Source organism: Streptomyces sp. UNOC14_S4, assembly GCF_020740835.1.
Taxonomy (GTDB): Bacteria; Actinomycetota; Actinomycetes; order Streptomycetales; family Streptomycetaceae; genus Streptomyces.
This window is the reverse complement of the sequence record NZ_JAINFC010000186.1, coordinates 1-13,058: the sequence shown is the minus strand read 5'-3', so window position 1 is coordinate 13,058 and position 13,058 is coordinate 1. Positions and strand designations below refer to the sequence as shown.

At 68.6% G+C, this 13,058-nt stretch carries 11 protein-coding genes, 1 pseudogene and 1 CRISPR repeat array; all 12 genes and pseudogenes read left to right on the top strand.

The window, feature by feature from the left end:
- Positions 1-68 precede the first annotated feature (68 nt).
- Positions 69-671: a transposase gene (locus tag K6I34_RS18235; RefSeq protein ID WP_374230956.1), complete on the top strand. Its 603-nt coding sequence runs from the start codon at positions 69-71 to the stop codon at positions 669-671.
- Positions 672-727: 56 nt separating this feature from the next.
- A complete protein-coding gene (locus K6I34_RS18230; RefSeq protein ID WP_229327335.1) occupies positions 728-1,339 on the top strand; it encodes a group II intron reverse transcriptase/maturase in 612 nt (203 codons plus the stop codon).
- Between the two features lie 106 nt (positions 1,340-1,445).
- Positions 1,446-2,306, top strand: coding sequence for a transposase (locus K6I34_RS18225; RefSeq protein WP_229327334.1), 861 nt, complete (start codon positions 1,446-1,448; stop codon positions 2,304-2,306).
- 668 nt (positions 2,307-2,974) lie between these two features.
- Positions 2,975-5,869, top strand: a complete 2,895-nt coding sequence (gene cas3 / locus K6I34_RS18220; RefSeq protein ID WP_229327333.1) for a CRISPR-associated helicase Cas3' — start codon at positions 2,975-2,977, stop codon at positions 5,867-5,869.
- Between the two features lie 265 nt (positions 5,870-6,134).
- Positions 6,135-6,455, top strand: coding sequence for a type I-E CRISPR-associated protein Cse1/CasA (locus K6I34_RS18215; protein ID WP_229327332.1), 321 nt, complete (start codon positions 6,135-6,137; stop codon positions 6,453-6,455).
- Positions 6,385-7,867: pseudogene (gene casA, locus K6I34_RS38910) on the top strand (type I-E CRISPR-associated protein Cse1/CasA); the annotation flags it as partial. The gene K6I34_RS18215 and the pseudogene casA, both read left to right, overlap by 71 nt.
- Positions 7,868-7,959: 92 nt before the next feature.
- On the top strand, positions 7,960-8,571 hold the full coding sequence (gene casB / locus K6I34_RS18200) for a type I-E CRISPR-associated protein Cse2/CasB (RefSeq protein WP_229327330.1): 612 nt from the start codon (positions 7,960-7,962) through the stop codon (positions 8,569-8,571).
- A 76-nt stretch (positions 8,572-8,647) separates the two neighbouring features.
- Positions 8,648-9,802, top strand: a complete 1,155-nt coding sequence (cas7e, locus tag K6I34_RS18195) for a type I-E CRISPR-associated protein Cas7/Cse4/CasC (RefSeq protein ID WP_229327329.1) — start codon at positions 8,648-8,650, stop codon at positions 9,800-9,802.
- Positions 9,799-10,605, top strand: a complete 807-nt coding sequence (gene cas5e, locus K6I34_RS18190) for a type I-E CRISPR-associated protein Cas5/CasD (RefSeq protein ID WP_229327328.1) — start codon at positions 9,799-9,801, stop codon at positions 10,603-10,605. Before cas7e ends, cas5e begins: the two co-directional genes overlap by 4 nt.
- 5 nt (positions 10,606-10,610) lie before the next feature.
- The gene (cas6e, locus tag K6I34_RS18185; protein ID WP_229327336.1) at positions 10,611-11,363 is read left to right on the top strand and encodes a type I-E CRISPR-associated protein Cas6/Cse3/CasE; all 753 of its coding nucleotides are present in this window, start codon (positions 10,611-10,613) and stop codon (positions 11,361-11,363) included.
- Between the two features lie 4 nt (positions 11,364-11,367).
- Positions 11,368-12,375 (top strand): type I-E CRISPR-associated endonuclease Cas1e, encoded by a 1,008-nt coding sequence (gene cas1e, locus K6I34_RS18180; RefSeq protein WP_229327327.1) that lies wholly within the window; start codon positions 11,368-11,370, stop codon positions 12,373-12,375.
- Positions 12,372-12,680: a type I-E CRISPR-associated endoribonuclease Cas2e gene (cas2e, locus tag K6I34_RS18175; protein WP_229327326.1), complete on the top strand. Its 309-nt coding sequence runs from the start codon at positions 12,372-12,374 to the stop codon at positions 12,678-12,680. The genes cas1e and cas2e overlap by 4 nt, the downstream gene beginning before the upstream one ends.
- Before the next feature lie 18 nt (positions 12,681-12,698).
- Positions 12,699-13,032: a CRISPR direct-repeat array (repeat unit 29 nt; unit sequence GTCGTCCCCGCGGGCGCGGGGGTGTTCCC).
- Between the last annotated feature and the right edge of the window lie 26 nt (positions 13,033-13,058).

Below are 13,058 nucleotides of genomic sequence, written 5' to 3'. Positions count from 1 at the left end.
GCGCAGGTGCCCGCTCACCGGGCGATCGAGCGGGACGACGCGGCCGTCGAGGTGTGGAAGGACGAGGTGTGGCCGCGGGTAAAAGCACCGCGGCGGACCTGGGCGCCTACATCTGCTTCGAGGACGAAGCGGGCCAGGGGCTGAGGCCGCCGAAGGGACGTACCTGGGCACCGCGCGGCCAGACCCCGGTGATGCGGGTGCGCGGCAGCAACCGGGGCCGGGTCTCCGTGGCCGGCGTCGTGTGCTTCAAGCCCGGTACGCGGTCGCACTTGTTCTACCGGCTGCACGTGTGGCGCGGGCGCAAGGGCGAGCGCAAGAGCTTCGCCTGGCGGGACTACCGCGACCTGATCGTGCTCGCGCACCACCAGCTCGGCGCCCCGATCGTGTGGGTGTGGGACAACCTGAATGTGCACCTGACCGGCGAGCTCGCGGACTTCATCGCGGAGAACGAGGCGTGGCTCAGGGTGTTCCAGCTGCCCTCCTACGCTCCCGACCTCAACCCGGCCGAGGGGGTGTGGTCCCTGCTCAAACGGTCGCTGGAGAACTTCGCCGCCGCCAACATCGATCACCTCGTCCGCGTCATGAAGCGCAAGCTGAAGAAGGTCCAGTACCGCCCGCACCTGCTCGACGGCTGCCTCGCCGAGACCGGCCTGATCATCGAGCCACCTTGACCAACCCACCCGCCATCACGAGTTCAACCTCAGTAACTGCCAAGCAGGCCCAGTACATGAAGCGCGGCAAACCCGCGCGTCGGCCCGAACTGCTGAACCAGGACGACCACGTCATCCTCAGCACCTACGGGTCGGAGTACCGCGGCATCGTCCAGTACTACCTGCTGGCCGGCGACGTCTTCCGGCTCGCCCGGCTCCAATGGGTCATGGAGACCTCGATGCTGATGACGCTCGCCAACAAGCATCGCTCGACGGTGTCAACGATGGCCCGCAAGTACGCGGCCACCATCGAGACACCGCACGGGCCACGCAAGTGCTTCGAGGCCCGCGTCGAACGCACCGGCAGGAAGCCACTGGTCGGACGGTTCGGCGGGATCCCGCTGCGACGGAACAAGAAGACGGTCATCAACGACTGTCGGCTGGCCCCGGTCAACACCAAACGCAAGGAGTTGGTCACCCGGCTCCTCGCCGGACGGTGCGAGGCATGCGGACGTGTCGACGCGGTGGAGGTCCACCATGTCGCCAAGCTCGCGGACCTCGGACGACCGGGCAACCGGCCGCCATGGGCAGATCTCATGGCCGCACGACACCGCAAAACCCTTGTGGTCTGCGGAACTTGCCACGCGGACATCCATGGCAAACGTCCCGCCCCAGCACTCGCGGAGTAGTCACTGGAGAGCGACGTGCGGGGAAAGCTCGCATGCGTCGTTCGGGCTGGGGGCCGTGGGAAAAGGACCTGCTCAGCAGGCACCTCGCCGACGGCCCACCAGTACTTTGTGGCAGAACCTGGGCGACGCCGCCGAACGGTTCGCCGCCCGGCTCCGCCCGCAATGGACCCCGCCCCAGCCGGAAAAACCCCAGGTCACGGTGCCGGAGAAGCCCGAGGGCCTGCGAGCCCAGCGGATCCGTGAACGTCACGCCGCCGTGCACGTGCTGATGAACAAGGGGATGAGTGTCGGCGGCATCGTCGCCGAACTCCGGCTCGATCCCAAGACCGTCCGCAAGAACATGCGAGCGGCCACCGCGGAGGAGCTGATCGGCTCCCGCCCGACTGGTCGGCAGAGCAGCCTCGATGGCCATGCCGCCTACCTCGCCGCCCGCTGGGCCGAGGGCTGCACCAGCACCAGCCGCCTCCACCGTGAACTCGCCGACCGCGGACTGACCGTCAGCGAGCGGACCGTCCGCCGCTTCCTGCTGAGGCTCCAGGAGAACGCCAAACCCACCACCCGCCCGCCCGTCCCGAAGGTCCGCGAGGTGACCAGGCTGATCCTCACCCACCCCGACAACCGGTCCGAAGCCGACCGCGTCATCCTCAAGGAACTCCGCGACCGCAGCGACGACTTGGACGCCGCCTGCCAGCTCGTCGCACGCTTCGCCGAGATCCTCGTCCACCGCCAGGGCCAGGAGAAACTCGAGCAGTGGACCCGCGACGCCGAGCAGAGCCAGCACCCTGAGCTGCGAGGATTCACCTCCGGGCTCCGCAAGGACTGGGACGCGGTCATGGCCGGCCTCACCCTGTACTGGAACTCCGGCGCCGTCGAAGGCCACGTCAACCGCATCAAGATGCTGAAGCGGCAGATGTTCGGCCGCGCGAAGCACGACCTCCTCCGCAAACGCGTCCTCCTCACCCGATGAAGATCAACAAGGAGGGATCACGGAAATCGCGACAGAGCCATCTTGACCTGTCCGCTCTCATCGAGCATGTCCGTGGTCCCCGCGGGCGCGGGGGTGTTCCCGTGACGGTGCCCGTCCGGTCGACGTAGTGCTCGTGGTCCCCGCGGGCGCGGGGGTGTTCCCCGGACCATGCCGGACGACGTGGTCCGCGTCCAGTGGTCCCCGCAGGCGCGGGGGTGTTCCCCAGGTGATCGTGCACATTGTGTGCGACCCGCAGTGGTCCCCGCGGGCCCGGGGGTGTTCCGCGCAGCACGCCCGGCCCGGCAGCTACCCACCCGTGGTCCCCGCGGGCGCGGGGATACCCCCTTCCCCCCCGGTGGCCGGGCCCGAGCCGGCGTAATGGTCCCCGCATCCGCGGGGATGCTCCTCCCTCCGCCAAGCCGGGCGATGTTCGCTTGCTTGTCGACCCTGCCCGCAGGGATGGCACCTGGCGGACAAGCTCATCGGCAAGACGCTCGCGACAGCCTCAACTCCAAGTCTGCGGAGGACACGCCACCTCGTATCTGGCCGCTCTATATCAGAGCAGTACGCCGTCCTGAGTGTTTTCGCAGCTCACAACCGATTGTCAGTGCCCGCCTCTACGCTCCCTGATCAGCACACGACTGGCTGTACGTGGAGGAGCGAGCGCTGTGAACGTTCAGGAGCTGAGCGAGCGATACGGGGCGCAGGTGTCGGCCGGGCTGGAGACGCTGTGGGCGAAGTCGAAGGAACGCGCCGGCGGGCGGACCAGTTTGCTGGTGGCGCATCTTCTGGACACGGCAGCGGTCGCGGAACTGTTATGGGACCGCTACTTGCCGCCCGTGACGCGGGCGGCGCTGGACGAAGTTGCGGGAGGTGCAGGGCAAGGGCGTCGGCTGTTCGTCTGGCTGTGTGGGGTGCACGACTGCGGGAAGGCGACGCCGGCGCATCAGCGCCTGTGGCCCGAGGGTGCCGAGACAGTACGACGTACCGGTCTGACTTGGGAGAAGCGGGCGGCCAAGTCTGGTGCAGAAGGAGGGAGATGGCGGCACGACCGGGCCGGCGGCCTTCTGGCGCGTGAGGTACTGAGCGCGAGCGGCTGGCAGGCAGAGCAGGTGGACTGGGTGTGGCCGTTGATCGCTGGTCACCACGGGGCGTTCCCGACGCTCGGCAATCTGCGCGAACCCCGCACGGCCAAGGGGCAACTGCGTGGAAAGGGAGCGTGGCGCGACGTCCAGTCAGCGGTGTTCGACGTGTTCACGCAGGAGCTGGGGTTCGCGGACCTCGGGGAGGTCCAGCCGACCGTTGTCCCGTCGCGGGCACTTCAGCTGCAGTTGAGCGGGCTGGTGGTCATGGCCGACTGGATCGCCAGCGACGAGCGTCATTTCGAAGGGATGGACGAGCTACGGTCGATCTCCCTGGACGCGTCCCGCGAACGGGCGGAAGCCGCCTGGAAGTCGCTGGGGCTGGAAGGCGGCTGGGGAGCACTCGCGATGCCCGGCCCGGATGCCTTCCAGAGCCGATTCGGTTGTGCGCCACGTCCCTCTCAGACGATGGTCGTGGAAGCGGCTCACCGAATGAGCGGTCCGGGAATCCTGGTGGTCGAGGCCCCGATGGGCGAGGGCAAGACGGAAGCTGCTCAAGCCGCGGCGGAGATCCTGGCCGCACGGTTCGGCGCGGACGGGGTGTTCGTGGGGATGCCGTCCCAGGCGACCAGCGACCCGATGTTCACCCGGACCCGCCGCTGGCTGACAGCGATCAGCCCGCAGCTCGCTGCCCGGGTGGCGTTGCTGCATGGCAAGCGGGCTTTCAACAAAGAGTGGAAGCAGCTGCTGGAAAGTGGAGGCGCAGATCCCGACGCGGCGTTCCGCGGAGTCGACGAGTTCGGGTTCCTCGACGATCCATATGGAGTCGGGCCCGTAGATTGCTGCACAACAGAACGGCAGGCGCCCGCCGAGTGGTTCCTGGGCGCCAAGCGTGGGCTGCTCGCCCCGTTCGTGGTGGGCACGGTCGATCAGCTGCTGTACGCGGCGACCCGTACCCGGCATGTGATGCTGCGCATGGCGGGTCTGATGGGCAAGGTCGTCGTCCTGGACGAGGTGCACGCGTGCGACATCTACATGAGCCAGTTCCTGCGGGAGGCACTGCACTGGCTGGGGCAGGCCGGGGTGCCGGTGATCCTGCTGTCGGCAACGCTGCCCCCTGCCCAGCGGCACGCTCTGATCGAGACGTACTCGGCAGGTGCTGCTTCACGGGAGGAGTTTCCCCTCAAGGTCCCCGATCCTGACGGCTACCCGAGCGTCACCGCGGCCTGGCTGGGGCCGTCCGGGGAACCGCAGTTCCACCTCGACGCCGCTACCAGCTGGCGTCCGGACTTACGGGTGCAGGTGGAGACCGTGCCCGAGGAACTGCCCGGGCCGGGGGTGGAGCGCCAGGAGCGGAACCGCCTCCAGCAGAAGGCCGATGCAGCGCTGGCGGACCTACTGACGGACGAACTCGCCGGCGGAGGAACGGCACTGGTCATCCGCAACTCCGTCGCCCGGGCGCAGAGCCTCTACGCAGAGCTGAAGGGCCGGTTCGGCGAGAAGGACGTGCGGCTGCTGCACGCTCGGTTCACCGTTGCCGACCGCGCGGAGCTGACGGAAGAGGGCCTGCGGCTGCTCGGTCCGCAGACGCCGCGTCCTGAAGGCGGGCGGCTGATCCTTGTGGCTACCCAGCTGGCCGAGCAGTCCTTCGACGTCGACGCCGACCTGCTCGTCACCGACCTCGCCCCCGTCGATCTGCTGCTCCAGCGCATCGGCCGGGTCCACCGTCATGAGGGCACCCGTCGTCCTGTCCGGCTTCGCGAACCACGCGTCTTCGTCACGGGCTTCCAGCCGCGCGACGACCGGGAACCGGTGTTCGCCTACGCGAGTGAGAAGATCTACGGACGGCACCTTCTGCTGCGCACCGCAGCTGTCCTGCCTTCGGCACACGGCCGCTGGTCGATACCCGGGCAAGTACCCGCTTTGGTGAAGGCGGTGTACGGGCAGGACTCCGCGCTGCTGCCGGAGTCCTGGCAGGTGGCAGGCGAAGCAGCCGACCACGACCAGCGCGAGAAAGACCGCACCCGCGCCGAGGAAGCCCGGAAATTCCTGCTGACCCCGCACGGCGAGCACGAGAAGCGGACACTGGCAGGTCTGCACTACGGCGGCTCCTCGGCAGGGAGTAACGAGCAGGCGCTCCGGGCCGCGGTACGCGACGGCGATGAATCCGTCGAGGTCGTGCTGGTGGTCCAAGAGGTGGAGGGGGAGGCGTACCGCACTCTGGCCGGGCGGAGCCTGGGCGTGAACGGTGACGTTGCTCCTGAACTGCTGGAGGAGGTCCTGGGAGCCACGGTCCGTTTGCCCGCCAAGTTCACCCCGGACGCCCTGCCCCTCAGGCCGCTGCCCGGCTGGCACGGTCACCCCTGGTTGCGCCACAGCCGCGCCTTGGTGCTGGACGCCTCCCACCGGGCGCAACTCCCTTCGGTCACCGTGCAGTACGACGACGAGTTCGGCCTGCGGGAGGAGCAGTCGACCGGCTGAGCTGCCAAGAGGGCCACGGAGCGGGTTCGACGGTCGGCGGATACAGGAGGGCCGCCGGGCGGGAAGCCCGGCGGCCCCGAAGCCCCGTGCGGCACGGGGACGATGCGATGCTCAGACACGAAAACGGGCCACCCCTGCAGAGGCGTCACGAACGCCGAGTGCAGGGCCAACGCCAAGATTCTTGCACTTTCCTTCAGATAACGCGGGCAAAGAGCTCGGAAGCTGACTAGGTTCTAGACATGAAAAGTTCTTCCGAGGGGGAACTGTGACATATCGCTTTTCCTTACCCGATGACCCCTGGTTGTCCATCGCACCAGCTTCCGGCGGTCCGGCGAAGGAGTACTCCCTGCGTACGGCCCTGCGGGATGCCCACGAGCTGGGCGAGTTGGTCGTGTCGTTACCGACGCAACGCCCCGCACTGCTAAGGCAACTGCTGCTGCCCGTGGTCATGGACGCTGGGTCGCCCCCGGGACGAGCGGGAGTGGGCGGACTGGTTCCGGGCCGGCCGATGGTCGGACAAACAGCTCCAGTTGCTGGACGGCTACCTGGACACGTACAGCGATCTGCTCGATCTCTTCCACCCTGAGCACCCGTTCGGCCAGGTCGCGGAGCTGCGAACGGCCAAGGACGAGACGAAAGGCGCTGGTCTGATCGTCGCAACGGCGGCGACCGGCAATAACGTGCCGCTCTTCGCCTCCCGCACGGAGGGAGACGCACTGCCGCTGACACCACCCCAGGCAGTGCACTGGCTCCTGCACACCCATTGCTGGGACACCGCGGCCATCAAGACCGGGGCAGTCGGCGACCCCAAAGTCAAAGCGGGCAAGACAACGGGTAACCCCACCGGCCCCCTCGGACAGTTGGGGGTGATCCTTCCCATAGGGTCCACCCTGTACGAGACGCTGCTGCTGAACCTTCCGGTAGGCCCACCGACGGTCTCCACCGACCTGCCGCAGTGGAGACGCCGCGACCGCGCGGGCCGGATCGAGGAAACCCGGTCGGTTGCCACGCCCCAATGGCAGGAGCGAATACCCGAAGGGCTTCTTGATCTGTGGACCTGGCAGTCACGGCGCATCCGTCTCGTCCCTGAGGAAACGGACGAGGGTCTGCGTGTGACCCGGGTCCTGGTCTCCGCGGGCGATCGCATGCCGTATACGCCCGATTCCGAGCCGCACACCATGTGGCGGATCGAACCCACCGGCCCCCGGAGCTCCGCCAAACGCAAGGGAGCCACCGCTCAACCACGCCGCCCGCTGCGTATGCAGCCCGGCAAAGCCGCCTGGCGCGGCCTTGGACGCCTTGCTCGCCCCCGAGCGGCAGGACCGGGATGCGAGCGAGCGCACGAGCGGGTTCGCCACCAGCAAGCTCCTGGACCAGGCCAGCGGTATACGCACCGAGATCGGCGACGGCTACCCGCTGCGGGTGGAGCTGACCGGCATGGCGTACGGCACTCAGTCCGCCGTCGTGGACGACGTGATGTTCGACGCGCTGCCGCTCCCACTGGCCGCCCTCGACACAGGTACCGACGTCTATGCCGCAGTCCTGGAAGTAGCCGAGCAGGCAGAGCAGTTGGCCATGGCTGTCAACCACCTCTCCGCCGATCTGCGGCGGGCCGTCGGCGCCGACCCGATCCCCTGGGACAAGGGCCAGCGCCCCGGCGAACTCGTGCTGCACGCCCTCGACCCTTTGGTGAGGCGGCTGCTGGCCGGTGTGCAGGACGCGGGCGACGACCTCGACACGATCGAAGCGGGCCAGCTCGCCTGGGAGCAGCTCGCCTGGCGCCGGAGCTGGGACGTCGCCGACCGTCTGCTGCAAGCCGTACCCCTCACCGCCTACGTCGGCCGCAAGGTCTCCCAAGGCGAAGGGAAACCGGAACGCGCCTACCGCGCTTCATCGGCCGAGGCGTCCTTCCTCAAACGCCGTGCAGAAATTCTCCACCGGGCCGCGGAGCACCGGCAAGCCGAAGAAACCCACCGCGGCACCCGCACCGATCGCTGACCGGCGCGCGGATTTCCAGCAGTGGAATGACGAAGCCCCCTGCTGTCACGCCTTCGAAACAACCCGCATACCTCACACGTCTGGAGACAGCCGTGACCGAAGAAAAAGACCACATAAAACGCAGGATCTGGCACCGGTACGTAGCGTTGGACGGCACTTGGCGCCGCGAGGACGGAACCGCGGCCGCACAGCGTCCCCCCGGGGAAGACCTCGCCGTGCTGCGCCGAGGGCTGGGCCGTCCGGCCGGCACCGTGCTGGAGATGTTTCCCTTCTACACCTGCCCTGTCGATGAATTCGCCGCAAGCCGGGGGAAATTCTCGGCCGAGCAGGAGGCCGAGCACGCCGCGCTCGCCCTGTACGGGCTGCACCAGCAGAGCCAGGACCGGCCGATGCACCGCAACGGCATCGGTCTCGGCCGGGCCATGCTCGCCCTGCGCCGCCACGAACGCACCAGCGAAGAAGCCGTGGACTCCCGCTTTCAGCAAGCATTCTCCGCCACCTCCACTGCGGCCCTGCAGATACGGCTCCGCGGTCTGGTCACCCAGCTCAAGGGAATCAAGGAGCCCTTGGACTACGACCGACTGACCGACGACCTGCGCGACTGGAATCGCCCCGACGCGCGGTCACGCGTGCGCCGACGCTGGGGACTCGATTACTACGGCTGGACGCAGGGCAACGGCTCCGCTCCCCGGACCAGTGACTGACCTGCCTCCCACCTCCACCACCCTCGCTCGCCGCCTTCCCGACTTCCCTCAACCACAAGAAATCCGGAGTCACCCGATGAGCCCTCGCCTCTACATCGACGTGCACGTCATCCAGACCGTGCCCCCGGCCAATCTCAATCGGGACGATCAAGGGAATCCGAAGGAGGCCGTGTACGGCGGCGTGCGCCGCTCCCGGGTCTCCTCCCAGGCGTGGAAGCGTGCCACCCGTCTGCACTTCGACGCCCAGATAGCCGAGCCCGACCGCGCCACCCGCTCCAAGCGCCTCACCGGCGGACTCGCCGACCGGATCACGCATGCCTCCGGCCTGGACAAGGAATCCGCAGTCCGCATCGCCTCCGCCCTTCTCGGCCAACTCGGCCTGAGCCAAGGCAAGAAGGACGGCGACACCGCATACCTACTCTTCTACGGCAACGCACAACTCGACAACGTCGCCGCCCTCGTCACCGATCGCGCCGACGAACTCACTGCCCTGGACGACAAGGACCTCACCGAAGCGGTCAAGGACCTGCCCGTCGCGGACTGCTTCAAGACCGGCCACCCGGTCGGTGTCGCCCTGTTCGGACGGATGGTCGCCGATATCCCCGCTCTGAACGTCGACGCAGCCGTCCAGGTCGCCCACGCCCTTTCCACTCACGAGACCGAGCTCGAATTCGACTACTTCACCGCTGTGGACGACAAGAACGAAAAGGACGAGACCGGCGCCGGAATGATCGGCACCATCGGCTTCAACTCCGCCACCCTCTACCGCTACGCCACCGTCGGCCTGGAGCAACTGACCGACAACCTCGGCGGAGACACCGACGCGACCCTCGACGCCCTCGGCCACTTCATCGACGGCTTCGTCCGCTCCGCCCCCACCGGCTACCAGAACTCCTTCGCCCACCGCACCCGGCCCGGCCTCGTCGCCGTCGTCGTACGAGCCGACCAGCCCGTCAACCTGGTCTCCGCTTTCGAGGACCCCATCCAGCACGAAGCAGGCATCCAGGCCGCTTCTGCCCGCCGCCTCGCCGAGGAATACCTCACCGCCACCAAGATGTGGGGCGACACCCCGCTCCACACCGCCGTCAGCCACACCTTCGGCACCGGTGACCCCCGCACCAAAGACACCGCGGAAGCCCTGTCCCAGGCCTTCGGAAACCCCGTGGGGTTCCCCGAGCTGCTGGCCGGCCTGCGCGCTCGGATAGCCTCCCTCACGGAGAAGACGGCATGACGTCCACTCCCCCGGCCGACACCCGCGTCCTGCTGCTACGGCTTGCCGGTCCCCTCCAGTCCTGGGGCGACCGCAGCGCCTTCAACCGCCGCGAGACGCGCCCCGAACCGACGAAGTCCGGCATCGTCGGCCTGCTCGCCGCCGCAGCAGGCCGCCCACGCGGGGCCGCGCTGGACGACCTCGCCGGCCTCGACCTCGGCATCCGCACCGACCAGCCCGGCAGCATCCTGCGTGACTACCACACCGTCAGCGACTACCGCGGCCGACCGCTGCCGGCCGCCGCCGTCAACGCCAAAGGCCTGCAGAAACCGACGTCACCCGCCAAGCACACACACGTCACGCAACGCTTCTACCTCCAGGACGCCGTCTTCGTCGCCGCCCTCGAAGGCCCGGACGAACTCGTCACCGCCCTTGAACACGCCCTCCGCCGCCCCGTCTTCCCGCTCGCCCTCGGCCGCCGCTCCTGTACACCCACCCAGCCGCTGGTCCTGGGGTTGCGCGCCCGCGGGCTCCTGGAAGCACTGCAGGAAGAGCCCTGGCAGGTACATAAACGCGTACGGGAACGCTGGGGACGCAGGCACAACAATGCCGACCGCATCGACCTGCCCGTCACCCTCGACGACCTCGACGGCAACGAGACCCGCGACGACGTCCCCCTCTCCTTCACCGTCAGAGCCCGCGCCTTCACCACCCGCCGCGTCCGCCACACCTACCTTTCCGTCCCCACTGACCTCACCCCTGACCCCGACCAGCCGCACTCCGCCGACAGCGGCCACGACCCCTTCGCCCTCCTGGGCTGGTGACCGACATGCCCTACCTCTCCCGCATCCGCATCAACCCGCTGCGCGCCGAAAGCCACAAACTTCTCGCCAGCCCCCGCGCCATGCACGGCGCAGTCCAAGGAGGACTGCCAGGGCACCCGGACGAGGAACGCACCCTGTGGCGCCTGGACTCCGACGACCCCCACCGTCCGCGCCTGTTCGTCCTCACCACCTCCAAGCCCGACTGGACCCACCTGGTCGAACAAGCCGGCTGGCCCGGAGCCGACGGCGAACACTTCGCCATACGGGACTACTCCCCGCTCCTGCGCCGGCTGGTCCCCGGCAGCGCGTTCGCCTTCCGGCTCACGGCCAACCCCGTCCAGAACACCAACCGCCCCGACAAACTCACCGACCGCCAGGCCGAACGGGTCAAGGCCGGTGACCGCCGCAGCTTCCGCCTCGGTCACCGCACCGCATCGGCACAGCTCGGCTGGTTCCTCGCCCGCACCTCGCGCTGGGGCTTCGAGGTCCCCGCCGCGCCCCACCTCGACGACACCCACGACGAGCAGGGCGAACCACCCCGCGAAGTCCGCATCACCTCCCGCAACCGTCGCTCCTTCGGCAAGGGCTCCGCCCTCCCCAAAGACGTCAGAGTGGTCATGCAGGCGGTGACCTTCGAAGGGCGCCTGCGCGTCACCGACCCCGCCCTCCTCACCGAACGGCTCCTGTCCGGCATCGGCCCCTCGAAGGCGTACGGCTGCGGACTGCTCACCCTTGCTCCGCTCCCCGAAGGGGCATGAGCACATGCCCGACATCTGGTGGAAGGCCGACCCCCAGGACCTGCACCGACTCGTCGACCGCGTTTCCAGCGTCTACGTCGAACGAAGCCATCTCGACCGCGACGAGAACGCCGTCGTCATCATCAACAAACAACAGACGGTCCGGGTCCCCGCCGCAATGGTCGCCGTCATGCTTCTGGGCCCCGGTACCCGCGTCACCCACGGCGCGATCCGCCTGCTCGCCGACTCCGGCACCGCCATGTGCTGGGTCGGCGAGCAAGGCATACGGATGTACGCCGCCGGACTCGGCCCCAGCCGTGGCGCCGGACTCCTCCACCGACAGGCATGGCTCGTCACCCGGCCCAAGGAACGCCTCGCCGTCGCCCGTGCCATGTACGCCATGCGCTTCCCCGGCGAAGACGTCAGCAACCTGACGATGCAGCAACTCCGCGGCCGGGAGGGTGCCCGCGTCCGAAAGCTCTACCGCGCCCAAGCACAGCGCACCGGGGTGTCCTGGGACGGCCGGGTGTACAAGGCCGGTGACCCCCACGCGGCCGGAGACGACCTCAACCGCCTGCTGTCCGCGGCCAACGCCGCCCTGTACGGCATCTGCCACGCAGTCGTCGTCGGCCTCGGCGCAAGCCCTGGCCTCGGCTTCGTCCACACCGGTCTGGCCATTTCGTTCGTCCTGGACATCGCGGACCTCTACAAGGCCGAATACACCATTCCCCTCGCCTTCGACCTCGCGGCCAAAGGCCTCACCGAGGAACGCGACGCCCGCCTCGGCCTGCGCGACCTCATCGCTCGCGACAAACTCCTCGGCCGCATCGTCGACGACGTCAAGAACCTCCTCACCCCAGAAGGCAAGGACTTGGAGGAGGACGCAGCCAACCTCCTGTGGGACGAACACGTCGGAGTCGTCCCCGGCGGCACTGACTGGTCCGGCGGAGCCGACCTGTCGGCATACGGCATGACGGACAACCACATTGCCGTTGTCGGACCCGAGATCGAGGGAACAGGTACCGCCCCGTGACGGTCATCATCCTCGTCGCAGCCCCGGAGGGCCTCCGAGGCCACCTCACCCGGTGGATGGTCGAGGCCAGCGTCGGCGTCTTCGTAGGAAACCCCAGCCGACGCGTCCGCGACCGCCTCTGGGACCTGCTCGCCACCCGCATCGGCGACGGCCAGGCCATCCTCGTCGAACCCGCCACCAACGAACAGGGCTGGGCCGTCCGCACCGCGGGCCGGAACCGCTGGCAACCTGTCGACTTCGACGGCTTGATCCTCTCGGCCCGCCCCGGAAACCAACTGAATGAAAACCGTGCCACCATCCGATAAAGCCCCAGCTCAACAAGTGTCGTCCCCGCGGGCGCGGGGGTGTTCCCGCGGAGGGGACGGAGCTTTGCCGCTCACGGCGGTCGTCCCCGCGGGCGCGGGGGTGTTCCCGGAGCGGTTCAGCGCTTCGGCGGTGACCACCTGTCGTCCCCGCGGGCGCGGGGGTGTTCCCCCGCAGCGCGGCAGCGGCTGCACGGAGTGCGGGTCGTCCCCGCGGGCGCGGGGGTGTTCCTCGGCGTCGATGTAGGTACCGACGTCGGTTGCCGTCGTCCCCGCGGGCGCGGGGGTGTTCCCGCTACAGGTCATCCCGTACGAGCAAGGGGAAGGTCGTCCCCGCGGGCGCGGGGGTGGTCCCGCTGTACCAAGCGCATGGGGGTGGTG

Bases quoted from the DNA above. Each gene is read 5' to 3' on its own strand.
- cas7e (WP_229327329.1), top strand. From the start codon at position 8,648: ATGAGCCCTCGCCTCTACATCGACGTGCACGTCATCCAGACCGTGCCC.
- cas5e (WP_229327328.1), top strand. From the start codon at position 9,799: ATGACGTCCACTCCCCCGGCCGACACCCGCGTCCTGCTGCTACGGCTT.
- cas1e (WP_229327327.1), top strand. From the start codon at position 11,368: ATGCCCGACATCTGGTGGAAGGCCGACCCCCAGGACCTGCACCGACTC.
- K6I34_RS18230 (WP_229327335.1), top strand. From the start codon at position 728: ATGAAGCGCGGCAAACCCGCGCGTCGGCCCGAACTGCTGAACCAGGAC.
- cas6e (WP_229327336.1), top strand. From the start codon at position 10,611: ATGCCCTACCTCTCCCGCATCCGCATCAACCCGCTGCGCGCCGAAAGC.